This is a genomic window from Actinomadura macrotermitis (genome assembly GCF_009604375.1).
In the GTDB taxonomy this organism is placed as follows: domain Bacteria; phylum Actinomycetota; class Actinomycetes; order Streptosporangiales; family Streptosporangiaceae; genus Spirillospora; species Spirillospora macrotermitis.
This window is the reverse complement of the sequence record NZ_WEGH01000002.1, coordinates 87,217-113,506: the sequence shown is the minus strand read 5'-3', so window position 1 is coordinate 113,506 and position 26,290 is coordinate 87,217. Positions and strand designations below refer to the sequence as shown.

General features: G+C 73.5%; 30 protein-coding genes. 13 read left to right on the top strand and 17 right to left on the bottom strand.

The features are described 5' to 3' along the window. The first annotated feature begins 20 nt into the window (after positions 1-20). Positions 21-848 carry a BKACE family enzyme gene (locus ACRB68_RS12295; RefSeq protein WP_153532658.1) on the top strand — a complete coding sequence of 276 codons (828 nt, stop codon included), beginning with the start codon at positions 21-23 and terminating at the stop codon, positions 846-848. A gap of 57 nt (positions 849-905) precedes the next feature. Further along, positions 906-1,868 (top strand): asparaginase, encoded by a 963-nt coding sequence (locus tag ACRB68_RS12290; protein ID WP_328594117.1) that lies wholly within the window; start codon positions 906-908, stop codon positions 1,866-1,868. Positions 1,869-1,888: 20 nt separating this feature from the next. Here ACRB68_RS12290 and ACRB68_RS12285 read toward each other — a convergent pair whose 3' ends face one another. The 5 genes from ACRB68_RS12285 to ACRB68_RS12265 all read right to left on the bottom strand — a co-directional run bounded on the left by ACRB68_RS12285 (position 1,889) and on the right by ACRB68_RS12265 (position 6,519). Beyond that, entirely contained in the window at positions 1,889-2,251 is a 363-nt protein-coding gene (locus tag ACRB68_RS12285) for a hypothetical protein (RefSeq protein ID WP_153532656.1), read from the bottom strand. 170 nt (positions 2,252-2,421) lie between these two features. Further along, positions 2,422-3,645, bottom strand: a complete 1,224-nt coding sequence (locus ACRB68_RS12280) for an MFS transporter (protein WP_328594116.1) — start codon at positions 3,643-3,645, stop codon at positions 2,422-2,424. Then, positions 3,642-4,337, bottom strand: a complete 696-nt coding sequence (locus ACRB68_RS12275; RefSeq protein WP_153532655.1) for a FadR/GntR family transcriptional regulator — start codon at positions 4,335-4,337, stop codon at positions 3,642-3,644. The genes ACRB68_RS12280 and ACRB68_RS12275 overlap by 4 nt, the downstream gene beginning before the upstream one ends. Positions 4,338-4,446: 109 nt before the next feature. Next, positions 4,447-4,719, bottom strand: coding sequence for a hypothetical protein (locus ACRB68_RS12270; protein ID WP_153532654.1), 273 nt, complete (start codon positions 4,717-4,719; stop codon positions 4,447-4,449). 57 nt (positions 4,720-4,776) lie between these two features. Further along, a complete protein-coding gene (locus tag ACRB68_RS12265) occupies positions 4,777-6,519 on the bottom strand; it encodes a DUF2207 domain-containing protein (RefSeq protein ID WP_235959498.1) in 1,743 nt (580 codons plus the stop codon). 76 nt (positions 6,520-6,595) lie between these two features. Between ACRB68_RS12265 and ACRB68_RS12260 the strand changes: the two genes are divergently transcribed. Continuing rightward, positions 6,596-7,594 (top strand): neutral zinc metallopeptidase, encoded by a 999-nt coding sequence (locus tag ACRB68_RS12260; RefSeq protein ID WP_153532652.1) that lies wholly within the window; start codon positions 6,596-6,598, stop codon positions 7,592-7,594. Between the two features lie 27 nt (positions 7,595-7,621). On the opposite strand, the gene ACRB68_RS12255 is transcribed toward ACRB68_RS12260, so the two are convergent. Next, complete coding sequence (locus ACRB68_RS12255; protein ID WP_153532651.1) at positions 7,622-8,872, bottom strand: lipase family protein; 1,251 nt, start codon at positions 8,870-8,872, stop codon at positions 7,622-7,624. 222 nt (positions 8,873-9,094) lie between these two features. On the opposite strand from ACRB68_RS12255, the gene ACRB68_RS12250 reads away from it, so the two are divergent. The 4 genes from ACRB68_RS12250 to ACRB68_RS12235 all read left to right on the top strand — a co-directional run bounded on the left by ACRB68_RS12250 (position 9,095) and on the right by ACRB68_RS12235 (position 11,454). Then, positions 9,095-9,553 carry a helix-turn-helix domain-containing protein gene (locus ACRB68_RS12250; RefSeq protein WP_328594114.1) on the top strand — a complete coding sequence of 153 codons (459 nt, stop codon included), beginning with the start codon at positions 9,095-9,097 and terminating at the stop codon, positions 9,551-9,553. After that, entirely contained in the window at positions 9,550-10,086 is a 537-nt protein-coding gene (locus ACRB68_RS12245; RefSeq protein WP_153532650.1) for a hypothetical protein, read from the top strand. The genes ACRB68_RS12250 and ACRB68_RS12245 overlap by 4 nt, the downstream gene beginning before the upstream one ends. Positions 10,087-10,246: 160 nt before the next feature. Continuing rightward, entirely contained in the window at positions 10,247-10,609 is a 363-nt protein-coding gene (locus ACRB68_RS12240) for a DUF2516 family protein (protein ID WP_328594113.1), read from the top strand. A 170-nt stretch (positions 10,610-10,779) separates the two neighbouring features. After that, positions 10,780-11,454, top strand: coding sequence for a hypothetical protein (locus tag ACRB68_RS12235; protein WP_153532649.1), 675 nt, complete (start codon positions 10,780-10,782; stop codon positions 11,452-11,454). A gap of 55 nt (positions 11,455-11,509) precedes the next feature. On the opposite strand, the gene ACRB68_RS12230 is transcribed toward ACRB68_RS12235, so the two are convergent. From ACRB68_RS12230 to ACRB68_RS12210, 5 genes are all read right to left on the bottom strand, one after another. Further along, the gene (locus tag ACRB68_RS12230; protein WP_153532648.1) at positions 11,510-11,974 is read right to left on the bottom strand and encodes an SRPBCC family protein; all 465 of its coding nucleotides are present in this window, start codon (positions 11,972-11,974) and stop codon (positions 11,510-11,512) included. Positions 11,975-12,069: 95 nt separating this feature from the next. After that, the gene (locus tag ACRB68_RS12225) at positions 12,070-13,224 is read right to left on the bottom strand and encodes a type III PLP-dependent enzyme (protein ID WP_328594112.1); all 1,155 of its coding nucleotides are present in this window, start codon (positions 13,222-13,224) and stop codon (positions 12,070-12,072) included. A gap of 120 nt (positions 13,225-13,344) precedes the next feature. Then, positions 13,345-13,698: a cupin domain-containing protein gene (locus tag ACRB68_RS12220; RefSeq protein WP_153532647.1), complete on the bottom strand. Its 354-nt coding sequence runs from the start codon at positions 13,696-13,698 to the stop codon at positions 13,345-13,347. A gap of 339 nt (positions 13,699-14,037) precedes the next feature. Beyond that, positions 14,038-14,976 (bottom strand): cytochrome d ubiquinol oxidase subunit II, encoded by a 939-nt coding sequence (locus tag ACRB68_RS12215; RefSeq protein WP_153532646.1) that lies wholly within the window; start codon positions 14,974-14,976, stop codon positions 14,038-14,040. Continuing rightward, on the bottom strand, positions 14,976-16,379 hold the full coding sequence (locus ACRB68_RS12210) for a cytochrome ubiquinol oxidase subunit I (RefSeq protein ID WP_153532645.1): 1,404 nt from the start codon (positions 16,377-16,379) through the stop codon (positions 14,976-14,978). Before ACRB68_RS12210 ends, ACRB68_RS12215 begins: the two co-directional genes overlap by 1 nt. Before the next feature lie 92 nt (positions 16,380-16,471). Between ACRB68_RS12210 and ACRB68_RS12205 the strand changes: the two genes are divergently transcribed. Next, a complete protein-coding gene (locus tag ACRB68_RS12205) occupies positions 16,472-16,891 on the top strand; it encodes a BlaI/MecI/CopY family transcriptional regulator (protein ID WP_328594111.1) in 420 nt (139 codons plus the stop codon). Continuing rightward, positions 16,888-17,796, top strand: a complete 909-nt coding sequence (locus ACRB68_RS12200) for a M56 family metallopeptidase (RefSeq protein WP_153532644.1) — start codon at positions 16,888-16,890, stop codon at positions 17,794-17,796. The genes ACRB68_RS12205 and ACRB68_RS12200 overlap by 4 nt, the downstream gene beginning before the upstream one ends. Positions 17,797-17,814: 18 nt before the next feature. Here ACRB68_RS12200 and ACRB68_RS12195 read toward each other — a convergent pair whose 3' ends face one another. From ACRB68_RS12195 to ACRB68_RS12185, 3 genes are all read right to left on the bottom strand, one after another. Then, on the bottom strand, positions 17,815-18,288 hold the full coding sequence (locus ACRB68_RS12195) for a PPOX class F420-dependent oxidoreductase (RefSeq protein WP_153532643.1): 474 nt from the start codon (positions 18,286-18,288) through the stop codon (positions 17,815-17,817). An 11-nt stretch (positions 18,289-18,299) separates the two neighbouring features. Then, a complete protein-coding gene (locus tag ACRB68_RS12190; RefSeq protein WP_328594110.1) occupies positions 18,300-19,727 on the bottom strand; it encodes an MFS transporter in 1,428 nt (475 codons plus the stop codon). Positions 19,728-19,805: 78 nt separating this feature from the next. Beyond that, positions 19,806-20,291, bottom strand: a complete 486-nt coding sequence (locus ACRB68_RS12185) for a MarR family winged helix-turn-helix transcriptional regulator (RefSeq protein WP_153532642.1) — start codon at positions 20,289-20,291, stop codon at positions 19,806-19,808. 223 nt (positions 20,292-20,514) lie between these two features. On the opposite strand from ACRB68_RS12185, the gene trpS reads away from it, so the two are divergent. From trpS to ACRB68_RS12170, 3 genes are read left to right on the top strand one after another with little or no spacing between them, the layout of a single operon-like run. Beyond that, positions 20,515-21,546, top strand: coding sequence for a tryptophan--tRNA ligase (trpS, locus tag ACRB68_RS12180; protein WP_153532641.1), 1,032 nt, complete (start codon positions 20,515-20,517; stop codon positions 21,544-21,546). Between the two features lie 46 nt (positions 21,547-21,592). After that, positions 21,593-22,231, top strand: a complete 639-nt coding sequence (locus ACRB68_RS12175; RefSeq protein WP_235959363.1) for a TetR/AcrR family transcriptional regulator — start codon at positions 21,593-21,595, stop codon at positions 22,229-22,231. Continuing rightward, the gene (locus ACRB68_RS12170; protein ID WP_153532640.1) at positions 22,221-23,297 is read left to right on the top strand and encodes a winged helix DNA-binding domain-containing protein; all 1,077 of its coding nucleotides are present in this window, start codon (positions 22,221-22,223) and stop codon (positions 23,295-23,297) included. Before ACRB68_RS12175 ends, ACRB68_RS12170 begins: the two co-directional genes overlap by 11 nt. A gap of 1 nt (position 23,298) precedes the next feature. On the opposite strand, the gene ACRB68_RS12165 is transcribed toward ACRB68_RS12170, so the two are convergent. Then, on the bottom strand, positions 23,299-24,132 hold the full coding sequence (locus tag ACRB68_RS12165; RefSeq protein ID WP_153532639.1) for an NAD-dependent epimerase/dehydratase family protein: 834 nt from the start codon (positions 24,130-24,132) through the stop codon (positions 23,299-23,301). A 312-nt stretch (positions 24,133-24,444) separates the two neighbouring features. Between ACRB68_RS12165 and ACRB68_RS12160 the strand changes: the two genes are divergently transcribed. Then, positions 24,445-24,960 carry an O-acetyl-ADP-ribose deacetylase gene (locus ACRB68_RS12160; protein ID WP_153532638.1) on the top strand — a complete coding sequence of 172 codons (516 nt, stop codon included), beginning with the start codon at positions 24,445-24,447 and terminating at the stop codon, positions 24,958-24,960. On the opposite strand, the gene ACRB68_RS12155 is transcribed toward ACRB68_RS12160, so the two are convergent. Continuing rightward, positions 24,957-25,415: a universal stress protein gene (locus ACRB68_RS12155; RefSeq protein ID WP_153532637.1), complete on the bottom strand. Its 459-nt coding sequence runs from the start codon at positions 25,413-25,415 to the stop codon at positions 24,957-24,959. The genes ACRB68_RS12160 and ACRB68_RS12155 overlap by 4 nt on opposite strands. Positions 25,416-25,478: 63 nt before the next feature. Further along, a complete protein-coding gene (locus ACRB68_RS12150; RefSeq protein ID WP_153532636.1) occupies positions 25,479-26,255 on the bottom strand; it encodes a TIGR03084 family metal-binding protein in 777 nt (258 codons plus the stop codon). Positions 26,256-26,290: the final 35 nt, after the last annotated feature.

The following is a 26,290-nucleotide window of genomic DNA, read 5'->3' as shown; positions in this document are numbered from 1 at the left end:
GAGCATGCATTCTGCCCCCTATGGGAGCAACGACGCTCATCACGGTGGCGCCCACCGGCGCCGAGTCCGCCAAGGCGGACGTGCCGGCCCTGCCGGTCACCCTGGACGAGCTTGTACAGACGGCGAAAGAGTGCGAGGCGGCCGGTGCGGCCGTCGTGCACGTGCACATCCGCGACGACGACGCGCGGCCCACCCTCGACCTCGGGCGGCTCAGGGAGACCGTCGCGGCGCTGCGGGAGGGCACCGGGCTGATCGTCCAGCTGTCCACCGGCGGCGCGGTCACCGACCCCTACGAGCACCGGCTGCGGGTGCTGGACGCCGCGCCGGACGGCTGCTCGCTCACCTGCGGGACGGTCAACTTCGGCGACGACGTGTTCATGAACCCCTGGCCGTTCATGGCGGAGCTGTACCAGCGGACCCAGGAGCTGGAGATCGTCCCGGAGTTCGAGCTGTTCGACCTCGGCCAGATCGCCCTGCTGCACCGGCTGCTGGACAAGTACGGCCCGCCCTTCGGCGGCCACGTGCACTGCGACCTGGTGATGGGCGTGCCGGGCGGCATGCCGGGCGACGCCCGCACGCTCGTCGCGGCCGTCCAGGCGCTGCCGGAGGGCGCGACGTGGTCGGCGACCGGCGTCGGCCGCACCAGCCTGCCGGTGATGTTCGCGGCGCTGTCGGCGGGCGGGCACCTGCGCGTCGGCCTGGAGGACACCCTGACGCTCGCCAAGGGGCGGCCGGTGACCGCCAACGCCGAGCTCGTCGCGCGCGCCGCGCAGGCCGCCGAGCTGGCGCAGCGGCCGCCGATGCCGGTCGCGCAGGCCCGGGAGCTGCTCGGGGTGAAGCGCCGCTGAGCTGGTGAATCGCGCCGTTTATCCTGAGGGTTGATCACTGAGTGCCAAGGGGGACAGGTGCGGATCAATCCGGTGCTGGTCGAGGTGGAACGTTCCGGGTTCGTGGAGTCGTGGCACCGCGGCAGCGCGGTGGGGCTCGGCGCGGACGGCCTGGTCGCCGTCCGCGCCGGGGCGCCCGACGACCCGATCTTCCCGCGTTCGGCGAACAAGCCGTTCCAGGCGGTCGCGGCGCTGCGCGCCGGGCTGGAGCTGGAGGGCGAGCTGCTCGCCCTGTCGTCGGCCAGCCACTCGGGCGAGGACTTCCACGTCGAGGGCGCCGAGCGGATCCTGGCCAGGGCGGGCCTCGGCGCGGACGCGCTGCGCTGCCCGGCGCAGTGGCCGATGGAGAACCGCGTCGCGCTGCGGCACGCCGCCGCGGGCGGCGGCCCGGACCGGCTGCGGATGAACTGCTCGGGCAAGCACGCCGCGATGCTCGCCGCCTGCGTGGTGGCCGGCTGGCCCACCGAGGGCTACCTGCACGCCGAGCACCCGCTCCAGGTGGGCGTGCGCGAGGTGGTGGAGGAGATGTCGGGGGAGAAGCCCGTCGCGGTCGGCGTCGACGGCTGCGGCGCCCCGCTGTTCGCGATCTCGGCGACCGGCGTCGCCCGCGCCTTCCGCGCGCTGGTGCTGGCCGCGCCCGGCACGCCCGAGCGGCGCCTGGCCGACGCGATGCGCGCGCACCCGGAGTGGACCTCGGGCACCCGGCGCGAGGAGCGGCTGCTGATGGACGCCGTGCCGGGCCTGCTGGTCAAGTGCGGCGCCGAGGGCGTGGACGCCTTCGCCTTCGCCGACGGCCGGGCCGGCGTCGTCAAGATCGACGACGGGGCGATGCGGGCCCGGCTGCCCGTCACCGTCGCGCTGCTGCGCGCGCTCGGCATCGGGGAGTCCGCCGAGCGCGACCTGGAGGAGCTCGCGATCACCACGCTGCACGGTGGCGACGACGTGGTCGGAGCCGTCCGGGTCGCGCCGGGGATCTTCTGAGCCGGGGCCCGTCCGGGCGGTCAGGCCCGGACGTGGCGTTCCCGCTTCGCCGGCCTCTCCAGGACCGGCACGTAATCCGGCGGCGCCTTCCTCGCCGGCGTTTCCGCGGCCGTCTCGGGGTTCTCGCGCATTTCGGGAACGGCGCCCGGCGGGTAGCTGTGGGAGTACATTCCGGGCGAGTAGCGGTAGAGGCCGCCTTCGATGGGGCCGCGGTGCGGTGACTGGTCGGGCCTGCGGCCGACGGTGTGCCGGGTCGCCATGAATCCCCTGAAGACCAGGGCGATCCAGCTGATGAGGGCCAGCGCGGCCACCACCGGCAGGATCAGCCGGACCGCCTCGTCGCCCACCGGCGTGGCGCCGGCCAGCAGCGTCGTCGTGTCCATCCGGTCCGCCTCCTCGAGAATCGCTGTCCCGGAGCATGCCTGTTGCGCCAATGGTAAGCAGCGAAAAATGGGGCGAAAGTCGCTTATTGCCGGGAGGTGACCCGACTTCACCCGGACATGGGACGGCCCGCGGCCGGACCTGGTCCGGCCGCGGGCCGCTTTACCTCATTTCACCGCAATGCAGGCATATTCTCGGTCGCGGCGGCGCCCACCACGGCACCGCCGCGACCGGCGGCCAGCCCCGGCACCGCCAGCCCGGCCACGCCCGCCAGGAGCACCACCGCGGGCACGGTCCAGCCGCCGGTGGCGTCGTGCAGCGCGCCGATGGCGAGCGGCCCGGCCGCGGCGATCAGGTAGCCGACGCCCTGCGCCATCGCCGACAGCTGCGCCGCCGCGGCCGCGTCGTGCGCGCGCAGGCCGATGAACGACAGCGCCAGCGCGAACGCCACGCCCTGGCCGAGGCCGAGCACGACCGTCCACAGCCACACCGTCCCGATCGGCGCCCAGAAGATCCCGGCGAACCCGGCGGCGCTCAGCGCCGCCACCGCGAGCACCAGCGGGCGCTGGTCGCGCAGCCGGCGGGCCAGCGCGGGCAGCGCCAGCGACCCGGCCGCCTGCGTCAGGCTGGACAGCGCGAGCACGTAGCCGGCGGGCGCGGCGGCCATGCCCCGGTCCTGGCAGATCGTCGGCAGCCAGCCGAACACCACGTAGGCCAGCAGCGACTGGAGGCCCATGAACGCCGTCACCTGCCAGGCCAGCCTGGACCGCCAGACCGCCGCCGCCGCGCCCCGCGCCACCGGCGCGGCGGGCGCGCCGCGGGCCGCGCGGGCGGTCCGCAGCGCGCGGGGCAGCCAGGCGAGCCCGGCGAGCGCGGCCGGGACGGCCAGCAGCGCGAGCGGCGCCCGCCAGCCGCCCCCGGTCAGGTCCGCCAGCGGCACCGCGACGGCGGAGGCCGTCGCCGCGCCGATCGTCAGCGCGATCGAGTAGACGGAGGTGACGGCGGTGATCGCGCCCGGATGGTCCCGCTTGATGAGCGCGGGCATCGCGACGTTGCCGATGCTGATCGCGATCCCGGCGACCAGGGACCCGGCGAACAGGAAGAACGGCGCGTGCGGCAGCCGGAGCAGCAGCCCGGCGACCAGCAGCGCCATCGCGGCGACCAGCAGCGTCTCGCCGCGCGGCGGGCGGCGCAGGAACGGGGCGAGCAGCCCGTAGGAGCCGAAGACCGCGAGCGGCAGCGTGGTGAGCGCGCCCGCCGCCGCCCCCGACAGGTGCAGGTCGGCGCGGACCGGGCCGAGCAGCGGGCCGACCATGGTGATCGCGGGCCGCAGGTTCAGCGCGACCAGGACGATCAGCACGAGCCCGCCGAGGGAGGCGGTGCGGCGGGCCGTCACCGCTCCGCCCGCTCGGCCGCCATCAGCTCTTCGAGCAGCGCCAGCGTCGGCTCGATGATCGCGGCGGCGGCGCGGGCGGCGCCCTCCTCGTCGCGCGCGGCGACCGCGTCCCGCACCGCCCGGTGCGCCTCCTGGGACGCCTCGGGCAGCTCCCGGTCCAGCCGCAGCGCGCTCATCGACTCGCCGAGCCGGCGCAGGTAGAACCGGCAGCCCTCGATCAGCACCGGGTTGCCGGTGGCCTCCACGACGCCGAGGTGGAAGCGGGCGTCGGCCGCGCCGAACTCGTCGGCGCCGCCCGCCTCGGCGCGGGCGCGCAGCAGCGCGTCCAGCCGCTCCAGGTCGGCCCCGGTGCGGCGGCGGGCGGCCAGCCGGGCGGCCTGCACGTCGTAGGCGAGCTGCATCTCGAACACGTCCCGCAGCGACGCGCGCTCGACCCGGCGCAGCAGCGGCCGGGGGTCGGCGCCGCTGCGCACGTAGGTGCCGTCGCCGCGGCGCACCTCCAGCACGCCGACGTGCGTCAGCGCGCGGATCGCCTCGCGCACCGCGGGCCGGCTGACGCCGAGCCGCGCGGCCAGCTCCAGCTCGCCGGGGATGCGCTCGCCGACCGGCCAGGAACCGCCGCTGACCTCGGCCTGGAGCTGGTCGAGCACGGCGTCGACGGTCGACCCGCCGGGGACCGGGGTGAGGGACATGGGACCTCCAGAAGTCAGATGTCAGACATCTTACTTCCGCAGGGACCCTCCCGCGGCGGCCGTCCCGGACGCGGAGGGGGTGCGCCGGCGGTCGCCGCGGGAGGGGGCCTCAGTCCTGGCGCGGGGCCTCGTCGCGCCGGTTGCGCTGCGACGGGCTGCCCTGGATCACGCCGCCCTGCACCGCGCCCCGGTGCGCTCCCTTGTCCCCTTCCGGGGGCTTGTCCGGCACGCCCCGGCGCGATGCGCGGCGGGTCAGCAGGATGGCGGCCACCAGGACCACCGCGATGATCACGGGCGCCAGGACCAGCCAGTAGTCCGAACCGAGCGGTGAGGCCGACGAACCACCCGTGGCCGAGACGATCGAGGCCATGACAGCGGACATGCGAACCACCTCCAGGCCGGGACCCCTACCCGGCCGGAGCGGTTCAACCCCGCCGGCTCACATCCCCCGGGACTGGGAGATCGAGCCGGAGGTGGCCAGCACGAAGGTGCGCATCGACTCGGCGAACCCCGACAGGTCCCACTCGGCCGGGCCCTCGTACCAGTACAGGTTGTCGGCGCCCTCGGCCCGCTCGCCCGCGTCCTTGACGATCCCGGCCCAGGTCGGGACGGTGCCGAACACCACCGCGTACGGCAGGAAGCGGGAGAACAGCGCGATGCGCTGCTGGGAGGCCGGTTCGGTGCCCTCGGGCAGCTCGCCGCGCTCCAGGAACGCGCGGAAGCCGATCGTGTGCGCGAGCACGGTGGAGCCGCGCGCGGTCTTGGCCGGCATGTACTGGCCGCCGTAGGCCATCGCCGCGCCCGCGATGATCACGGCGAGGCCGGCCAGCGCGAAGTCGGTGGTGAGCGCCAGCGCGACCGTGCCGGCCACGCCGAGCACGATCAGCACCAGCCCGGCGATCGTCCAGCGGGACCGGACGGTGTCGGGCCGGCGCGCGAACCAGCCCTGCGCCACGACGTCGTCGTACATCGCCGAGCGCACCTTGGCCAGCCGCGTGGCGAACGTACCGCCGAGGTCGGACAGCTTCACCGCGCGGCGCGGCGACCCGTCGGCCTCGGTGAACAGCGCGTCCAGCAGCACCCGCTCGTAGGCCAGCAGGTCCTCGCCGCCGGGGCGGTCCAGCCGGCGCAGCGTCCAGTCCAGCTTCCCGGTGACCGCGCGGTCCTCCTCCTCGATCAGCAGGTAGCCGCGCACCGCCAGGTCCACGATGGTGGCGGTGACGTCGATGACGTCGGCCTGCTCGTCGACCAGGGTGCCGATCTGGCCGGGGCGCACCCCGTCCGGCGGCTCGAACCCCGCGCCCGCGACCGGCGCCTGGTCGCCCTCGGCGGCCTTGCCGGCCACGACGCGGGCGTCCCGGCCGCGCAGCAGGTACAGCAGCACGAACCCGCCGCCGAGCAGGATCAGCAGGCCGAGCAGCGCCGCGGCGGTGACGCCGTTCACCGAGAACGCGGTGGCGACGGTGTGCCGCCGCTCGAAGAGCGGCTTGCCGCCGGTGGCGCCGCCGGGCAGCCCCGCCACCACGGTGAGGTACTCACCGGGCAGCAGCCCCTGCTGGTCGAAGCGGCCCTCGGTGCGGCTGTGGCTCATGGAGTACTGGCTGCAGCCGATGGCGCTCTGCAGCGGCCCGGCGAAGCAGTTGACGCTGCGGATCGGCGCGGCCGAGACCACGGTGACGCGGGCGTCGTCGACGGCCACGCCCCAGCCGCCGGCGGCCGGCCAGCGCACCTCCTCGGTCGCCCCGATCGGGGTGACCAGGCCGCGCACGTCGTACTCCAGCACGATCTTGTGCGTACCGGTGACCGCGCCGGACCCGCCGACCTTCAGCACGGTCTCGGTGTCGTCGACCGAGGTGGTGACGCGGGTCGGCCCGCCGTCGGGGCTGCTCGCCCGGATGTTCTCCAGCTTGTAGAGCCGGTCCTTGGTGATGCTGTCGTGCGAGCGGGTGACGAACCGCCGCGACAGCTCCTGCTCGCCGGCGAACCGGTAGGCGATCGTCTCGCGGGCGTGCGCGACGCCGCCGTGCGCGACGGTCAGCACGACCTCGTCCTGGATCACCCGCCCGGCGGCGGCGGCCGCGCCGAGCGCGGCCGGGGCGGGGGCCGGCGCCTCCGCCGCGCCGGCCGGGACGGCCCCGGCGAGCGGCACGAGAGCGGCGGTGACCAGGGCGGCGGACGTCATCCGCAAGCGACGCAGCGTCGCAAGACACGACATGGGCGGCAATCGTAGCGCGCAGGGCATGCAATGATTTTCGGCTATGGCAGGTCATCAACCCCCGTGGGGCCCCCCGCCCGCCCCGCCTCCGGCGCCGCCGCAGGTCCCGCCGTACGGCCTGCCCTCTCCCGGACCCGGTTACGGGCCCCGCTACCAGTACGTCCCGGCGCGCCGCCCGCCGCGCCGCTCGGCCGGCGGCACGATCGCCGGCATCATCGGCGCGCTCGCCGTCGTCGGCGTGCTGACCGTCCTCGGCCTCACCGCGTTCGGGCGCGTCGCCGGCGGCGCCGGGGCCGGTCCCGGCGCGGGCGGCGGCCCGGTCCGGCAGGCCGCGGCCGGCACCGACCGCAAGCTGTACGCCTCCGGGTCGCTCACCTCCGTCCGCTGCCGGCTGCCCGCGATCGCCGCCGGCGCCGAGTCGATGCGCCGCTTCATGAACACGCTGAGCGACTGCCTGGACGGCTCCTGGAAGTCCCAGTTCGGCAGGATCGGCGCCCCGTTCGACCCGCCCCGGCGGGTGTTCTGGGAGCAGCCGGGCCGCAGCCCGTGCGGCAACTACCCGAGCCCGGGCGCGTCGGCGTTCTACTGCCCGGCCAACAACACCATGTACGTCGGGCTGCGCGACGTCGTCGCGACCTCCGGCGACGAGCCGCTGTCGCACTACGCGGTGTTCGCGCGGGTGATCGCGCACGAGTACGGCCACCACGTCCAGGACAGCGCGGGCATCCTGGAGCGCGGCAACCGGCTGATGCAGAGCGAGGACGTGACGGCCCGCAACGAGGCGAGCCGCCGCATCGAGCTGCAGGCGCAGTGCCTGGCCGGGGCGTTCCTCGGCGCCGAGCGCGACTCGCTGCCGATGACCCGGGCGCAGTACGAGGCGCTGATGGCCGACGTGCGCGGCCGCGGCGACGACCGCCGCCCCGTCGCCGAGCGCGACCACGGCTCGGGGCGGCACTACGCCGGCTGGGTCGCCCGCGGCTTCCGGGGGCGGGGCCTCGGCGTCTGCAACACCTGGACGGTCCCCGCCTCAGCGGTCTCCTGAAGCGGCGAGGGGCCGGCGGCACGGGGGTCAGCAGTTGGACCTGACGGGCCTGCCGGCGAAGCGGTCGGTCATGAAGCCGACCGTGTCGGGCCAGTTCTGCAGGAAGCCGAGGATGTGGTCGACGGCCTCGTAGGTCTTCCAGGTCAGGTTCGCGCCGAGCCTGCACCAGTCCCGGTGCAGGGCGTCGGCCTGGGCGTAGGGGAGGGCCTCGTCCAGCCGGGCGTGGGCCTGGAAGACCGGCACGGTGGGCTTGACGCCGCCGAGCCTGTTCTCCTTGAACCGCGCCTGCCAGGCCGGGGAGTCCAGCGGGCTCGACGTGGTGTAGTCCTTGATGTGGCGGAACGCGGTGTTCGCGATCGCGCCGACGCCGCTGACGCTGAACACGCAGACCTCGCCCTGCTCGGCCTTGAGCCTGCGGCCGGCGTCGTTCAGGTACTTGCCGAGGTTCAGCTCCGGGTAGGCGGCGTCGTAGCCGACGGAGGCCATGAACGCCAGGCCCATGCCGATGGTGCCGTCGAGGGAGCGCCCGACGGCGCCGGCGTCGGCGAGGACGCCACTGGCGACGACGCCCTTGAGGTTCAGCTCGGGGGCGTAGGTGCCGGCCAGTTCGGCCGCCCAGCCCGCGGAGCCGCCGCCCTGGGAGTAGCCCACGACGCCGACGGGGGAGCCGGCGCCGAGCCCGGTCCCGGGCAGGCGCTCGGCGGCGCGGGCGATGTCGAGCACGGCGTGGCCCTGGGACCTGCCGACGGTGTAGGTGTGCGGGCCGGGCGTGCCGAGGCCCTCCATGTCGGTGACCGCGACGGCCCAGCCCTTGTTCAGCAGGTCGTTGATCCGGTACGACTCGTAGTCCACGCCGTGCTCGGCGTCCAGGCCGGTGGTCATCGTGTACGAGGGGGCGCAGGAGTCGCCGATGCCCCGGCTGCCGACCGCGTAGGACACCAGCGGGCGCGCGCCCGGGCCGGTCCACGGCTTCGGCGGGACCAGCACCGTGCCGGACACCGCGATCGGGGCGCCGGTGGCGTTCGCGGTCCGGTAGAGGATCTGCCACGCCTTGGTGGTGGGCGAGATCGCGAGCTTGGAGGCCCGGCTCCGGATGACGTCCCCGGCCCGTCCGGCCGGCAGCGGGGACGGCGGCCGGTAGAAGGCGTCCTGCCCGGGCGGGACGGGGGTCTCGCGCGCCGAGGCGGGCCCGCCGGGCAGGGCGGTCACGGCGAGGACGGCACCGAGCGCGACGGCGGGCACGCCGCGCAGCCTTCGGATGAGGGCGGTCTGGGGCATGGTTCTCCTCGTTCACGGGATCGCCGCCGGTGGGCGGCGGCGTCGCCCAGTGTGAACGGGATCACCGCCAAGGTCTTATAAACAATCGCGTCTGTTTGAAGTGGTCCTTGTGCGGCCTGCCTGGAGGTGCGTCCGTGCGGCCCGCCTCGGCGGTCTCCTGAGCCTCTTCCGGCACCCCTCAGCTAGCACTTTCACAGCCCTGACATCATGTATGCCGAGGTTGTGAGCGGCATCACCGCCGAAGTGCTAGCTGGGGTGCTTGCAATTGCAAGCACCATGACGCAAGGTGGAGACATGGCAAGTTCGAAGGTCGGCTCCATCGGGGAGTACATCCGGGAGCAGCGCACGCGGGCCAAGATCTCGCTGCGTCAGCTCGCGGACGTCTCAGGGATCTCCAACCCGTACCTGAGCCAGATCGAGCGCGGCCTGCGCAAGCCGAGCGCGGAGATCCTGGCGCAGATCGCCAAGGGTCTGCGGATCTCCGCCGAGGCGCTGTACGTGCAGGCCGGGATTCTCGAGGACCGTGAGGCCGACACCGACGTGTCGGCCGCCATCCGGGCCGACCTGCTCCTCACGGAGCGGCAGAAGCAGGTGTTGCTCGACATCTACGAGTCGTTCCGCAAGGAGAACGAAGCCACCGGTGTCACACACGAGCCCCTAAGAGAGGATGAGGTCGGATGACGCTTGCCAGCACCTTCCGCGACAACAAGGCCGTCTACACCGTCGCCGGCGTCGGCGACCTCGCGGTGGAGAAGATCCGCGAGGTCCCCACGCAGGTCGTCAAGGCCCGCGAGACCGTCGTGAAGTACCAGGGCGACGCCCTGCAGACCGCGGACAAGTACCGCGGCCAGGTCCGCGGCACCGTCGACCGGTACCGCGTGGAGGTCCGCAAGAACGTCGACAAGTACCGCGGCGAGGCCCGCGAGAACGTCTCCAAGCTGCAGGACAAGATCGAGGTCAAGGACCTGCCCGGCGCCGCGGTGGCCTACGCCACCCACTTCGGCACCCGCGCGTTCGAGCTCGTCGACGAGCTCGCCGAGCGCGGCAAGAAGGTCGTGCACCGCACGGCCGCCGAGGTCGCCGGCTCGGCCGAGGGCGTCGCGGCGGTCGCCGCCGGCGACGCCGCCAAGCCCGCGTCCAGGACCAAGGCCGCGCAGACCAAGAAGACGGCGCAGCAGCAGGCCAAGTCGCCCGCCAGCAGCACCAAGAAGTAAGGCGCGCGCCCGCGGCACGACGACGGGGCCCGGCCGGGAATTCCCGGCCGGGCCCCGTCGTCTTCCCAGGCGAGGGGCGGTTGCCCCTAGGCTGTCGAGGGACGGCAGGATCGCGCGGCGCCCCGGCGCCGCCTGAGACGGGCAGGAGCGTTGATCGCCGGTGGCGGGATTCAGTGTGCTGGACTACTTCTTCTGGCTGCTGCTGATCATCGCGTTCGCGATGGAGGCGTGGGCGCTGGTCGATTCGCTGCTCGTGCCGGGCAACGCGTACGCGGCGGCGAGCAAGCAGAGCAAGAAACTGTGGACGATCCTGCTCACGGTCGCCGCCGTCGTCGGCCTCGCCGTCGCGGTGATGCCGAGCCGCGGCGCCTCGCCCATCGCGATGCTGCTGAGCATCCTGCCGGTCGCGGCGTTCATCGCCGCCGCGGTCTACCTCGCCGACGTGCGCCCGGCGGTCAAGCCGTTCCGCGGCAAGGGCGGCAAGCGCGGCGGGTCGAACATGGGGCCGTACGGGCCCTGGTGACCGCGCCCGGAATCTACCCTCAAAAGCCCTTTATTGTTCCCGTTTGATGATCATGCGGGAATGGTTCCGGCGTTTGTCATATCGCGCCCCGGGTATGGAGCGGACAGTTCGGTGACGCATTCGCTCGCCGAACTGTTCCATTTCGGCTCGAATGCGAAAGAGGGAATTCCATGCTCGTGCGCACCATCGCGCTCTGCGCCGGAGCCGCCGCCGTGACCGTCGGCGCCGCCGGCGCGGCGCTGGCCGGATCGCCGCGCCAGGCGCCCGCCGCCGACCTCTACCAGGTCGCCGGGAACGCGGCCGCCGCGCGCGGCGCCGAGACCGCGGTGACCCTCAAGGTCGGTAACAAGGGCAACGGCCCGACCAACGACAAGGCCACGCTGAGCCTGGTCACGCCTCTGTTCACCACGCTGGGCAAGATCCTGCCGAAGGGGTGCACCCTGCTGCCGGGCAAGGACAACGCCGCTCCGGACAAGAACGCCGCTCCGGACAAGAACGCCGCTCCGGACAAGAACGCCGCTCCGAACAAGAACGTCGCGCCGGACAAGAACGCCGCGGCTCCGGAGAAGAACGCCGCCGCGCCGGAGGAGGGGGCCCCGGCGGGCCGGGCGATCGTCGCCCTCGGCGATCCGGCGCAGGGCGCCCCGCAGCTGCTGCGGTGCGACGTGCCGAAGGGGCTGAAGCCGAAGCAGGAGGCCGAGTACCGGCTGCCGCTCACGGTGTCCAAGGACGCGCCGGGCGGCCCGCTGCCCGGCTCGGCCCTGGTCGTCCCCGGCTCCAAGGACAAGGACCCGGCGCTGAGCGACAACGCCACCTCCTACACCGTCACGGTCGCGCCGAACTGAGACGCGCGGAGGCCGGGCGCACCGCGGTGCGCCCGGCCTCTCCGGAGTACGAGGGTCAGCGGGTCGGGTCCTGGCGGACCTCGCCGCGCCAGCCCGGGCCGCCGTGGCCCTTCTTCTCGATGTACTCCTTGAACCGCTTGAGGTCGCCCTTGACGCGGTGCTGCACCAGGTGCAGGGCGTCGCCGGCCTTCTCGGCCGCGCCCTCGGGGTGGTACTCCATCTGCAGCATCACCCGGGTGTGCGCGTCGTCGACGCGGTGGAAGGTCACCACGCCCGCCTGGTGCGGCTCGTCGACCGTGCTCCAGGCGACGCGCTCGTCGGGGATCTGCTCGGTGATCTCGGCGTCGAACTCGCGCTTGACCCCGGCGATGCTGGTCCGCCAGTGGGTGCGCGTGTCGGTCACCTGGTCGATGGCGTCCACGCCCTCCATGAAGTCGGGGAACTCGGTGAAGCGGGTCCACTGGTCGTAGGCGTCGCGGACCGGGACCTCCACGTCGATCGACTGCTCGATCGTGCTCATTCTCGACCTCCTCGTCGATGTCGGTTTCACAGCGTCACGTGTTCGGCCCTGCCCGGCGGCACAGGGGACAAACATCCCCTCCTGCGCCTCACGGGTCACATATCGCCGCGAAGGCCCAGATAGTGGAAGCCGGGCTTGGGGTGCATCAGGAAGTCGTGGTGGGAGATGTTCCACGCGTAGGCCCCGGCCAGGGCGAAGGCGACGACGTCGCCCACGGCGATCCGCCCGGCGTCCGCCCGCCGCGCGAAGACGTCCTTGGGCGTGCACAGCTGCCCGACCAGCGTGACCGGTTCGCCCGTCGCCGGCCCGTCGCCGTCCTGGGGCAGGACCTCGAAGGGCTGGTCGTGCTGTTTGGCGGCGGGGGTGCGCAGGTGCATCGTCCCGCCGCGCAGGACGGCGTACCAGTCGCCGTGGGCGCGCTTGACGTCCAGGACCTCGGTCACGTACCAGCCCGCGTACGCGGTGACGGCCCGCCCGGGCTCGATGCGCAGCGTCTCGCCGTCCTCCCGGAGCCCGGCGAGTCCCCGCGCGTAGCCGGCCCAGTCGAACCGGTGCTCCGGGTCGGCGTAGTCGACGGCCATGCCGCCGCCGAGGTTGTACTCGGGCTCTTCGCAGCCGGCCTTGTCCAGCCACGGCCGCGCCCAGGTCAGGATCTCCTCGGACTGGCGGAGCAGGGCGGGGGCGTCCAGCCCGGAGGCCGGATGCGCGTGGACCCCCCTCAGCCGGACGTGCGGCGCCTCGGCGAGCAGGTCCAGGCACGCCTCGATGGCGTCGGGGTCCATGCCGAACGGCCCGGACATGGCGAGGGCGGCGCCCTGCCGCTCGCCGGCGAGGTTGACGCGCAGCAGGACGTCCGCCTCGCGCCCGAGGGCGGCCAGCCGGGTCAGCTCGTAGGGGCTCTCGACGTGGAGCCGCTCGACGCCCTGGTCCAGGGCCGCCCGCAGCTCGGCGTCCGTCTTGCCGGGGCCGCCGAAGGCCAGCCGCACGTCGGGCAGGGCCCGGCGGACATGGGCGAGCTCCCCGCCGGACGCCACCTCGACGCCGTCCAGGCAGGGGGCCAGCGCCTTCAGGACGGGCATATCGGGGTTGGCCTTGGCCGCGTAGAAGAGCTCGGGCCCCCCGGGGACGGCCAGGGCCTCCCGGATGCCGGCGGCGTGCGCGCGCAGGGCGGCCAGGTCGTAGACGAAGGCGGGCAGCCGGCCGCCCCGGGCCAGCTCCCCGGCCCTGCGTCGCACCACATCAGTGATCACCCGGTGACTCCTTTGCCAGGATCGAGCGGAATGCGTCTTCCGGTGGCGACGCAAGAGCCCCGGCCGTGCGGCCGGGGCTCTGCCTTTTCTACTGGATCCCGCCGTCGGGCGGCCGGTACGTCACGCCTTGGCGTACACCGCGGCGCCGCCCGCGAAGTCGTACATGACGCAGCTCTCGTCGCCCACGACCCAGGCGTCGTGGCCGGGCGAGGCGACGAACACGTCACCGGGGCCGACCTCGGCCTCGGCGCCGTCGTCCATCCGGATCCGCATCCGGCCCTGGACGCAGTAGCTGCTGTGCTGGACCTGGCACGAGTCGGTGCCGGCGATCGGCTTGACCGACTCCGACCAGCGCCAGCCCGGTTCGAAGGTGGCGACCCCGAAGGTCAGCCCGGACATCGTGAGGACCTCCACGTGCCCGCGGGGGAAGTCCCGGCGCTCGTCCGGCTTGTCGGTGCTCTTGACCTCGATCATGAAGGCCTCCCGGCCAGTGTGCTGCGGCTGGTGCTGAGCCGTCCCACGCGCGGGGGCGGCGGGTCTCTGACGCCGCGCCCTTCATTGATCGGTCCGCCGGACGGCGGAGAGGTCGCGCCGGCGGGGCCGTGGCCCGCGCCTCTTGGGCGCCCTATCAGAGATATTTTGAGCGGTGGATACCTTCGCCATATTACCGAGGGGCAGCGGAACGCACCGCAACGATAATCCAAAATCGATTTTCGAATTCCTTGGGCAACCCTATTCCGGTGGGATTCCGTTGTTGGGAGGGAACGGCGTGCCGGGCGGTGGTTGCCGACCGTGCGCCCGGCACGCCGTCGTTCAAGGGACCTGGCCGCCCGTCGGCAGGGGGCCGGCCGGCACCCGCTCCTGCGGGACCGCCTCGCTCCGCTGGAACAGGACATACAGCCACACCATCGAGGGCACCAGGATCAGCCCGCCCACGCCGAGGGCCGCGAACACCACCTGCAGCACGGCGTCGTGCGCGGCGGCCGCGTCCAGGTCCAGGCCCGCCATCTCGGCCCCGCCCCACAGCACCGCGACGACGGCGAGCGCGCCCGTCGCCCGCACCGCCAGGTAGTGCCGCCGCAGGACCAGCACCAGCGACGCCACGCCCGCGACCGCCGACAGGACCATCAGCGGCGAGCGCACGCCGAAGCCGACGGCGCCGGGCAGCGCGAGCAGACCCACCGCCACGCCCGACAGCAGCGCGTACCCGCGGAACCGCAGCGTCACGTCGGCGTCGCCGAGCCGGCGCGCGTCCCAGATCAGGTAGACCGCCGCCAGGTAGGAGCAGAGCGCGGTGGTGAGGACGCCGCCGTAGACGCCCTCCAGGCTGAGCCAGGTCGAGCCGCCCGTCGCGACCGTGGTGGCGACCGCGCCGAAGCAGTACGGCGTGAGCACCGACGACACCCCGAAGATCCAGGCGTACCAGCCCTGGTCGGGGACGGCCTTGCTGAACACGAACGTGCTGCCGCGCGCGACGATCCCGAGCGCGGCCAGCGACAGCGGCACCCAGTGCGCCGCCATGATCTGCGCGAAGACCGGCGGGAACGCCGTCCAGGTCATCACCATCACGAAGATCAGCCAGACGTGGTTGGCCTCCCACACCGGGCCCATCGCGTGCTCGATGACCTCCTGGTCCGAGCGGCGCCGCGAGACCAGGTGCCACAGCCCGGCGCCGAAGTCGGCGCCACCGAACAGCAGGTAGGCCGACAGCCCCAGCAGGATCAGCCCGAAGGCCACATCGGAGTACCCCATCAGACGCTCCCCGCCTTCACCGGCTCGCTGGTCTCGCCCGTGACCTCGACGGCGGAACCGGGGCGGCGCCGCATCCGCCTCAGCACGCTGACGGTCGCGAACGCCAGCAGCGCGTAGACGCCGAGCACGATGTAGAGCCCGAAGCGCAGGCCCGGGTTGGGGTTGACGGCCTCCTCGGTCCGCATCACCCCGTACACGATCCACGGCTGCCGGCCGACCTCGGTGACGGTCCAGCCCGCCTCCATCGCGATGACCGCGGCGACGCCGGCGGCCGTCGCGGCGCGCAGGAACCACGGCTGCCACGGCAGCCCGGCGCGGCCGGCGGAGCGGCGCCGCAGGAACCACGACAGCCCCCACCAGGCCGCCAGCGCGAGCAGCAGCATCCCCGCGGTGATCATGACCTCGAAGGCGATCTTGACGACCTCGGCCGGCGGCCGCACGTCCGCGGGGAAGGAGTCCAGCCCGCGCAGCGTGGCGTGCGCGTCGAACTTCAGCATCAGCGACAGCGCGTTCGGCACCTCGAACACCGCGAACCGGAACGGCACGCCCGCCTGGGTGTGCTCCACGCCCTCCATCGCGGCGAACTTCACCGGCTGGTTGTCGGCCACGAACCGCGACGCCCAGTCGCCGACCAGCACCTGCAGCGGCGCGCACACCGCGCCGAGCGTGAACGGGATCGCGAAGCCGAGCCGGTGGTAGCGGTCCACCCGGCCCGCCTTGCGGTCGCGCAGCAGCGCGACCGCGTACACCGAGGCGACCAGGAACCCGCACACCATGAGGGAGGCCAGGATGAGGTGGACGGCCTGCACCGGCGTGGCCGGGTTGAACATCGCCGCGAGCGGGTCCACGTCGGTGACCTTGCCGTCCACCAGCCTGAAGCCGCGCGGCTGGTTCATCCAGGAGTTGACGGTCACCACGAAGGACGCCGACAGGATCCCGGCGATCACCACCGGGACGCCGGTCATGAAGTGGGCGCGCGGCGACAGCCGGTCCCAGCCGTACAGGTAGATGCCCATGAAGATCGCCTCGATGAAGAAGGCGATCCCCTCCAGCGCGAACGCGGCGCCGAACACCTGCCCGTACTTGTCCATGAACCCGGGCCACAGGGTGCCCATCTCGAACGACAGCACGGTGCCCGACACCGCGCCGACCGCGAACAGCACGCCCGCCGCCTTCATCCACCGGCGGGCCAGCTCGGCGTACACCGCGTCGCCGGTGCGCAGCGAGCGCCACTCGGCGAGCAGGGTGATCGCGGGCAGGCCGATCCCGATGGAGGCGAGCACGATGTGGAAACCCAGGGTGAACGCCATCTGCTGGCGGGCGGCCGCGAAGTCGGCCGGGGAGGCGGCGCCATGGTCGGCGACACGGGGGGCCGCGTCGGCCAGAAGCGCGAGAGTGCTCATACGACGGAATGTAGTACTACGGCTTGTAGTACTGAAGTGGGTAGTACTACCTGCCGTGGTGACATGCCTCTCAGTCGGTTAACCTTGCGGGTGTGAAGGGTCTGGGAGAGCTTGAACGCACCGTCATGGAGGTCCTGTGGGCGCGGGAGGACGCCGGCCTGCGCGCCGCCACCGCGCGCGACGTGAGCCGTGCCCTCGCCGGGGACCGTGACCTCGCCCACACCACCGTCATGACCGTCCTCGACCGCCTGGCCAAGAAGGACTTCCTCAAGCGCGAGCGCGACGGGCGGGCCTGGCGCTACCAGCCGGTCGCCAGCCGCGAGGGCTACATCACCGAGCTGATGCTGGGCGCGCTGAACGAGACCGGCGACCGCGACGCCGCGCTGGCGCACTTCGTCCGCTCGGTCTCGCGCGACGAGGTCGACGTGATCCGCCAGGCGCTGGCCGACCTCACCTCCGGCAAGGGCGTGGCCGCGGGCCACACCACCACGGGCAAGGAGCCTCCGGCATGACCGGCGCCGCCCTGCTCGCACTGATCTCCCTGGCGACCGTCGGCGGGGCGCACCTGCTGTCGAAGGCCCGCTGGACGTGGCGGTCGCCGCGCACCGGCATCGCGCTGTGGCAGGCCCTCGGCCTCGGCTGGGGCGTGTCCACGATCGGCGCGCTGCTCGGGCTGGCGATGCTGCCCTACCGCAAGGGCATCGTGCAGGGCCTGCCCGGCCTGATCGCCGACCAGGCCGGTCGGCTGGACCCGGTGCACCTGGCCGCGCTGCTGTCGGCGATCAGCCTGACCGCGGTGCTGGTCGCCATGCTCATGTGGGCGGTCTTCCGCGTGGTGCGGGCCCGCCGCCGCCACCGCGCGCTGCTCGCGCTGGTCTCGCGCAGCGACTCCGCCGCCCCCGGCACCCTGGTCCTGGACCACCCGGGCGCGGCGGCGTACTGCGTGCCGGGCGTCCGCTCGTCCAAGGTCGTCGTCAGCGCCGGCACCCTGGCGCTGCTGGACCCCGCCGAGCTGGCCGCGGTGCTCGCGCACGAGCGCGCGCACGCGCGCGAGCGCCACGACCTGGTGCTGCTGCCGTTCGCCTCGCTGCGCCAGGTGTTCCCGCAGATCCGGCTGGTCGGGCGATGTCTGGACGCCGTCGAGCTGCTGATCGAGATGGCCGCCGACGACCGCGCCCGCCGGCACCGCCCGCCGCGGGAGCTGGCGACGGCGCTGCTGCGCTTCGCCGCCGCCCGCCCGGGCCCGGCCCCCTCGGGCACCCTCGGCGTGGCCGCGACCGACGACATCCCGGTGATGGCCCGGGTGCACCGGCTGCTCCAGCCGGCCCCGGTGCGGCGCTCCACCCGCGTCGCCGCCACCGTCGCCGTCCCGGTCATCATCGGCCTGCCGATCCTGCTCTACACCCTCCCGCACTGACCCCGGCGCCCGCCCGGGTCAGGCGGCGAGGACCGTGCCGTACAGGCGGTCCACCCGCAGCCGGATGACCACCCGCTCGTCCTGCACCATCTGCTCCAGGAACGCCCGCTCGTCCGCCGGGTCGTCGAAGCCCGGCGTCATCGCCAGCAGCTCCCGGCCGGTCGCGTCGCCCGGGACCGTGCTGGCCTCCGACAGCTCGGCCGTCCCCTCGGCCACCGCGAAGCCCATGTGGTCCGGGGTGGCGACGTGCAGCGCCGCGCGCGGGTCGTTCGCCAACTGGCGCACCTTGGCCCGCCCGGCGACCGTCGAGATCCGCACGATCCGCTCCGCGGCGTCCCAGGTGAAGACCACGGTCGACAGGTGCGGGTGCCCGCTCTTCTTGTTCGTGGCCAGCACCCCGAAGGGCTGCCCGTCCAGGATCTTCGCCAGTTCCTCCTGGCCGAGGGTCTTCGGGCCGGGGCCCTGTCCGGGGCCGTATTCGGTGTCGCTCATGTCTTCTCTCCTCAAACAGTGGTGGTCGCGGGGGCGGATTCGGTCTGCGGGGTCTCTTCGGCGGCGGCGGGGCGGCGCAGCACCGCGAGGGTGAGCACCAGCGCGGCGGCCAGCAGCCCGCCGCCGGCGCCGAGCGCCAGCTTGTAGCCGTCGTTCAGTGCCCCGGCCGTCGTCAGGTGCCCGGTGCGGGACGCGGCGAGGGTGGTGAGGGCCGCGACACCGAGGGCCGCGCCGACCTGCTGGGTGGTGTTGAACAACCCGGAGACGACGCCGGCGTCCTCGGGGCGGGCGCCCGACATGCCGAGCCCGGTCAGCGCGGGCATCGCCAGCCCGAACCCGCCGCTGACCAGCATCATCGGCAGCAGGTCGGTCAGGTAGTGCCCGTCCACCGGCAGGGTGACGAGCCAGTACCGGGCGGCCAGCAGCAGCGCGAGGCCGGTCACCAGCACGGCGCGCTCGCCGAAGCGGGCGATCAGCCGGGCGGAGAAGACCAGCGACAGCACGCCGATCGAGAGCGCGGCGGGCAGCATCGCCAGGCCGGTCGCGGTCGCGCCATAGCCGAGCACGTTCTGCAGGTAGAGCGCGATCAGGATCTGGAAGCTGAACAGCCCGGCCAGCATCAGCATCTGGATCAGGTTGGCGCCCCAGACGTTGCGCGAGCGCAGCACGCGCAGCGGGAGCAACGGGGCGGCCGCGGTGGCCTGCCGCGCCACGAAGGCGGCCAGGAGCAGCAGCGACACCGCGCCGAGCAGCAGCGTGCGGGCCGAACCCCAGCCGTGCTGGCCGGTCTGCACGATCGTGTAGACGCCGGCCATGACGCCCGAGGTGGCCAGCAGCGCGCCGAGGCCGTCGGCGGTGCGCAGGCCGCCGGTGCCCGGCCCGCCCTCCAGCAGCCGCAGCGCCGCGACGCCCGCGACCAGGCCGATCGGCAGGTTGATGAGGAACACCCAGTGCCAGCTCAGCGCGTCGGTGAGCACGCCGCCGAGCACCTGCCCGATCGACGCGCCGGCCGAGCCGGTGAAGGCGAACGCGCCGATGGCCTTGGCCCGCTCGGCGGGCTCGGGGAACAGCGTCACGATCATGCCGAGGCTGACCGCCGAGGCCATCGCCCCGCCGATGCCCTGCAGGAACCGGGCACCGATCAGCATCTCCGGCGAGGTGGCGGCCCCGCACAGCAGCGACGCCGCGGTGAAGACGGCCAGGCCCGCGACGAACATCCGCTTGCGGCCGATCATGTCGCCGAGCCGGCCGGCCAGGAGCAGCAGCCCGCCGAACGCGATGACGTAGGCGTTCACCGTCCAGGTGAGGCCGCCCGGCGAGAAGCCGAGGTCGCGCTGGACGGCCGGCAGCGCCACCGTGACGATGCTGCCGTCCAAGATGATCATGAGCATCCCGGCGCAGAGGACGGCGAGCGCCGCCCAGCGGGAACGTGACTGCACAGACAACGGTCTCTCCTGTTCGAGGGGAACAAGAGAGACGTTAACAGATAGTTCTGTTGCAGACTATATTTCTCGGACCTAGTTTCGCTCGCGCGGCCGCCGCGCCGTCCCCGGACCCTCCGCCGGCGTGCGCAGATGCCCCGCCACCAGCCGGTTCAGGGCCCGCAGGAACATCTCCCGCTCGTCCGCAGGCAGCGACTCCAGCGCCTCCCGGTGCACCCGGTCCACGATCGCCTGGCTCTTCGCGGCGATCGCGGCCCCGGCCTCCGTCACCTTGATCACCCGCGCCCGCCGGTCGGTGCCGGACGGCCGCCGCTCGGCGTACCCGGCCTTCTCCAGGGCGTCCACGGTCACCACCATCGTGGTCTTGTCCATGTCGCCGATCTCGGCGAGCTGGACCTGGGTGCGCTCCTCCTCCAAGGCGTGCACGAGCACGCAGTGCATGCGCGCGGTCAGCCCGATCTCGCCGAGCGCCGCCGCCATCCGCGTCCGCAGGACGTGGCCGGTGTGGTCGAGCAGGAAGGAGAGGTCGGGGCCCGAGTTCTGGGGTTTCAGCGCCGTCATGCCGCCCAGGTTAGCAACCGGTTCCGAGACAGATAATCCGCTAACCACTGACATGCGTCGAGGGCGGAACCCGCGGAACTGGGCTATCGTGCTGGCATGCATTCATGCGCATGCCAGAGCTGGTGGCCGTCCTAAGGACGGTCCCTCCGACATGCGCGGCCGTCCCACGGGACGGCCTTTTTCTCTTCTGGACGCGAGGCCGTCCCCCGTCAAGGAGAGAAGAATGAACGACCTCGCAACGGCGAACACCCTGGAAGAGCGCGTCCTCGCCGACCCCGGCGCGTTCCGCATCCTCACCGGCGACCGCCCGACCGGCCCGCTGCACCTGGGCCACTACTTCGGCACGCTCGCCAACCGGGTCCGGCTGCAGAACGCGGGCGTCGAGCTGTTCGTGCTGATCGCCGACTACCAGGTGCTCACCGACCGGGACGTCGCCGACCGGCTCGGCGAGCACGTCCTCGGCCTGCTCGCCGACCATCTGGCGGTGGGCGTCGACCCGGCGCGGGCCACCGTCTTCGCGCACAGCGCGGTGCCGGCGCTGAACCAGCTGCTGCTGCCGTTCCTGTCCCTGGTGTCGGACGCCGAGCTGCGCCGCAATCCCACCGTCAAGGACGAGATCCAGGCGTCCGGCCGGTCCGCGGTCAGCGGCCTGATGCTGACCTACCCCGTCCACCAGGCCGCCGACATTCTGTTCTGCAAGGCCAACCTGGTGCCGGTCGGCAAGGACCAGCTGCCGCACCAGGAGATCACCCGCACCGTCGCGCGGCGCTTCAACGAGCGCTACGGCCCGCTCTTCCCGGTCCCGGACGCGCTGCTGTCGGACGCGCCGAACCTGCTCGGCACCGACGGGCGCAAGATGAGCAAGAGCCGCGGCAACGCGGTCGCGCTGTCGGCCACCGAGGACGAGACGGCCCGCCTGATCGGCCGCGCGAAGACCGACGCCGACCGCATGATCGCCTACGCGCCCGAGGAGCGTCCCGAGGTGTCCAACCTGGTGCTGCTCGCCGCGCTCTGCCAGGGCCGCGACCCGCACGCGGTGGCGGCGGAGATCGGCGGCGGCGGGGCGGCGGCGCTGAAGCGGATGGTGATCGAGTCGGTGAACGAGTTCCTGCGCCCGATCCGGGCCCGCCGCGCCGAGTACGCCGCCGACCCGGCCCAGCTGCGCCGGGTGCTCGCCGAGGGCAACGCCCGCGCGTCGGCCGTCGCGGACCGGACCCTGGCCGAGGTGCGGGAGGCCATGGGCATGGCGTACTGACCGGCCACCCGTAGAACGGAATTGTTTGTTCCGTTATGGTGGGGGCATGGCGAATACCCAGCAGGCGCCCATGAGCGGGCGCAAGGCCCAGGCGGCGCGCAACGACGAGCTCATCCGGGAGGCCGCGCGAGCGGTGTTCACCGCCGACCCCGGCGCCCCCATCTCGGCGGTCGCCGAGCAGGCCGGGGTCGGCATCAGCGCGCTGTACCGGCGCTACAAGAACAAGGAGGAGCTGCTCCAGCGGCTCGCCGACGAGGGGATGGACCGCTACCTGGAGCAGGTGAACGCCGCGCTGGCCGACGAGCGGGACGCCTGGACGGCCTTCGCCGACTTCATGCGCCGCTGCCTGGACATCGGCGCCGGGTCGCTGACCATGCGGCTGGCCGGCAGCTTCCCGGTCACCGAGGAGATGAGCCGCAAGGGCCAGGAGATCCACGCCGCGACGCAGCGGCTGCTGGAGCGGACCCGCGAGGCCGGCGCGCTGCGGCCCGGCGTCGAGGTCGGCGACATCTCGGTGCTGCTGGAGCACCTGCACACGATCCGGATCGGCGACGACGAGCGGATGAACCGGTTGCAGCACCGCTACCTGACCATGATCATGGACGGGCTGCACACCGTCGAGGGGGAGGAGCTGCCCGGTCCTCCGCCCAGCTGGCAGGAGCTCCGGGGACGCTATGACGACTGACGTACTGGGGCGCCGCGCCCTGAACCGCGCCCTGCTGGCCCGCCAGCTCCTGCTGGAACGGCGGCCGATGACCGTCCTGGACGCCGTCGAGCACCTGGTCGGCATGCAGGCCCAGGCGCCGAACCCGCCCTACATCGGCCTGTGGAGCCGGCTCGCCGGCTTCGACTTCGCCGAGCCCGGCGCGCTGCTCACCGACCGCAGGCTGGTCCGCGTGGTCGTCATGCGCGGCACGCTGCACCTGGTCAGCGCCCGGGACGCGGTCCTGCTGAAGCCGCTGACCAGGCCCGTCCTGGACCGCTACCTGGCCGCGACCGACCTCGGCGGCGCCGACGCCGAGGCCGTCGGCGCCTACGGCCGCAAGCTGCTGGAGGACGAGCCGCGCTCGGACAAGGAACTGCGCGAGCTCCTCGCCGAACGCTGGCCCGAGCACGACGGCGCGCTGCTCAACCGGATCGTCCGCTGCACGGTGCCGCTGGTGCAGGTCCCGCCGCGCGGCGTCTGGGGCTCCTCCGGCCTGGCCCGGCACACCACGCTGGAGCACTGGCTGGACGGTGTCGAAGCCGAGCCCTCGGCCGAGGAGATGGTGCTGCGCTACCTGGCCGCGTTCGGGCCGGCCACCGTCCAGGACGTCCAGCACTGGTCGGGCCTCACCGGCCTCGGCGAGGTGGTGCGGCGCCTGGAGCTGCGCACGTTCGCCGACGAGAACGGCCGCGTCCTGTACGACGTGCCGGACGGGCCGCTGCCCGACCCGGACACCCCCGCGCCGGTGCGGTTCGTGCCCGAGTTCGACAACCTGACGCTCTCGCACGCCGACCGCGCCCGCATCATCACCGAGGAGCACCGCAAGCGCATCTTCACCGTCAACGGCATCATCCGCGCGACGCTGCTCGTCGACGGCTTCGTCCACGGCATGTGGAAGATGGAGAAGAAGCGCGGCGTGGCCACGCTGAGGGTGGAGCCGTTCGCGCCGCTGCCCGACCGCGCCGCCGTGGAGGAGGAGGGGCACCGGCTGCTCGCCGCCGCGCATCCCGCGGCCAAGGGCCACGAGCTGCACATCGACGGGTGAGCTACTCCATCTCGGCGAAACCGGCCCGCCAGGACGGCACGCCCGGCTTCCAGCCCAGCCCGACGGCCTTGGCGTTGGAGACCGGGCGGCCCGTCGCCGCGGCGTGCCGGGCGGTGGGCGGCATCGGCGCGCCGAGCGCGGCGCTGTAGACCGGCAGCCAGTCGGCGGTGGTGGCGGGCTCGTCGTCGACGATGTTGACCGGGCCGGCCGGCCAGTCCAGCGCGGCGAGCGCGGCGGCGGCCGCGTCGTCGGCGTGCACGAACGACGTCCACGCCGGGGTCAGCGCGAGGCTGCCGGCGCGGACCCGCTCGGCGATCGCGCCGTCGGCGGCGTACCAGGTCCCGGGGCCGTACAACGCTCCATAACGCAGCACGACGCCGCGCGGCATCTCCGCGACGGCCTCCTCCAGCGCGGCGACGCCCCGGTAGGGCGGCAGCGCCGGGTCCAGCGGGTCGGTCTCGACGGCCGGGCGCTCGCCGGGCAGGTACAGCCACGCGATGCTCTGCGCGACCATCGCCTGCACCCCGGCGGCCAGCGCCGCGTCGACCAGGTTGCGGGTGCCGGCGACGCGCAGGTGCGAGTTGGCCTCGAAGTCCTCGGCGCTGAGGTCGGTGAGCTGGTGCACGATCACGTCGGGCCGCTCGGCGGCGACGGCGGCGTGCACCGCGTCCGCGTCCAGGACGTCCAGGACGACCGGGGTGGCGTGCTGCGCGGCGATGCCGTCCGCGCGCTCGGGACGCCGGGTGGTGCCGGCCACTTCGTGGCCCGCCTGGACGAGCGAGGGGACCAGGCGGCGGCCCACGACGCCGGTCGCGCCGGCAACGAAGATCTTCAAGGGGGGAACCTCCACGACTTGCACGTCATTGTGGTCGTCCTCACGGCAGCATAGACCCGCCTGCACGGGCGTTTCCCTGCCCGGCCGGGTGGTCCTGACCACTGATCGTCTGCCAGGCGCCGATCGCGGGAATCGGTCCTGCGGCACGCCCCGCCGGGGACGGCCGGAAGCCCGGTTCCGCCATCGATCGCCTCCAGTATGGCCTATCCGCCCGCTTCTGCCAGCTTGACCTGCGCTTTCGCGGTTGCGTGTCGGCGTGCTGCCGCGGCCCCAGGGGCGGAGTTAGGCTGACCGGGCGGGAAGGAGAGGCGCATGGAGATCACGTTGGTGCTCGGCGACATCACCGAGCAGCGGGTGGACGCGGTGGTGAACGCGGCGAACTCGTCCCTGCTCGGCGGCGGCGGCGTGGACGGTGCCATCCACCGCCGGGGCGGCCCGGCGGTCCTGGACGAGTGCCGCAGGCTGCGCGCGTCCCACTACGGCGGCGGCCTGCCGACCGGGCAGGCGGTGGCGACCACGGCGGGGGAGCTGCCCGCCCGCTGGGTCATCCACACCGTCGGCCCGGTCTACTCCAAGACCGCCGACCGGTCGGACCTGCTGGCCTCGTGCTACCGTGAGTCGCTGCGCGTCGCCGACGAGCTCGGCGTCGCCTCGATCGCGTTCCCGGCGATCTCGGCGGGGATCTACGGCTGGCCGATGGAGGACGCGGCGCGGATCGCGGTCGGCACCGTCAGCGTGACGCCGGCCCTGGTCGGCGACGTGCGGTTCGTGCTGTTCACCGAGGACGCCTACACCGCCTTCGGCAAGGCCCTCGCCTCGATCGCCTAGTCCTTCTTCGGCGGCGGCACGACCAGCGTCGGGCGGTGGGCGTGGTGCAGCACCCGGTCGGAGACGCTGCCGACCAGCACCGACCGGGCGCCCGCCAGGCCGCGCGAGCCGATCACGATCAGCGAGGCGTCCAGCTCCTCGGCGACGTCCACGATCGTCGCCCAGATCGGGCCGTTGTTGCGCTCGGCGCGCGCCGTCACCTCGGCCCAGCCGGACCGGCGGAGCAGGTCGGCGCCCTGCCGGGAGAGCTGCTCGGCCTCGCTCTCCTCCTCGAACTTCTCCGCCGCCGGGTCGGTGGCGGGCACCGGGGTGGCGAGCGGCGCCCAGGTCATCTGGGTCAGCAGCGGCTCCCACACCGAGAGCACGACGGCCGGCTCCTGCTTGAGGGAGCGGGCGGCGTGCTCGATGGCGGTGCGGGCGTCCTCGGAACCGTCGAAAGCGAACAAGATAGTCATGTTCCGGTCATGTCCCGCGCAAGCCGGGGGCAATCCGAAACCCGGGGAACAGTGGCCGATCTCTCAGCGGGCAGGGCGGCCGGTGCCGGGCGGGCCGGCGAAGGCCTGCGCGACGTCCAGCCACCGGTCGGCGTCCGCGCCGGTGGCGGTCACCGCGACGTCGGCGCGGTTGCGGCGCTGCGTCACCAGCAGGCAGAAGTCCAGCGCGGGCCCGGTGACCGACTGCGCCGCGTCCTCGGGGCCCCAGGACCAGGTGTCGCCGTCCGGCCCGGTGAGCGCGACGCGGAAGTCGGCCGCCGGCGGCTCCAGCCCCCGGTTGCGGAAGGAGAAGTCGCGGGCGCGGACGCCGATGTGCGCGACGTGCCGGAGCCGGGCGGTCGGCGCGCGGGTGACGCCGAGGGCCTCGGCGACGTCCTCGCCGTGCGCCCAGGTCTCCATGAGCCGCCCGGTGGCCATGGACGCCGGGCTCATCGGCGGCCCGAACCAGGGCAGCTTCGTGCCGGCCGGGACGGCGGCCAGGTCGCGCACCACCGCGCCGCGCACGGCCCGCCAGGAGGCCAGCAGCTCCGCGGGCTCGGCGGTCGCGCCCTCGGCGGCGCCGTTCTCGACGAAGTTCGCCGGGTCGGCCAGGGCCGTCTCCAGGATGGCGTCGAAGGTGCCGTCCATGGCGGCGATCGCCTGCCGGTCGGTCCAGGCCAGGTGGGCGATCTGGTGCGCGATCGTCCAGCCGGCGGCGGGGGTGGGCGTGGCCCAGCCCGCCGGGGCGAGCGGGGCCACCAGGGCGTCCAGGGAGTCGCCTTCGGCGGTCAGGTCGGCGAGCAGCGCGTTCAGGTCGGGCATCAGGCCAGCATGCCGGGTGGAGGCGGCGGCGTACA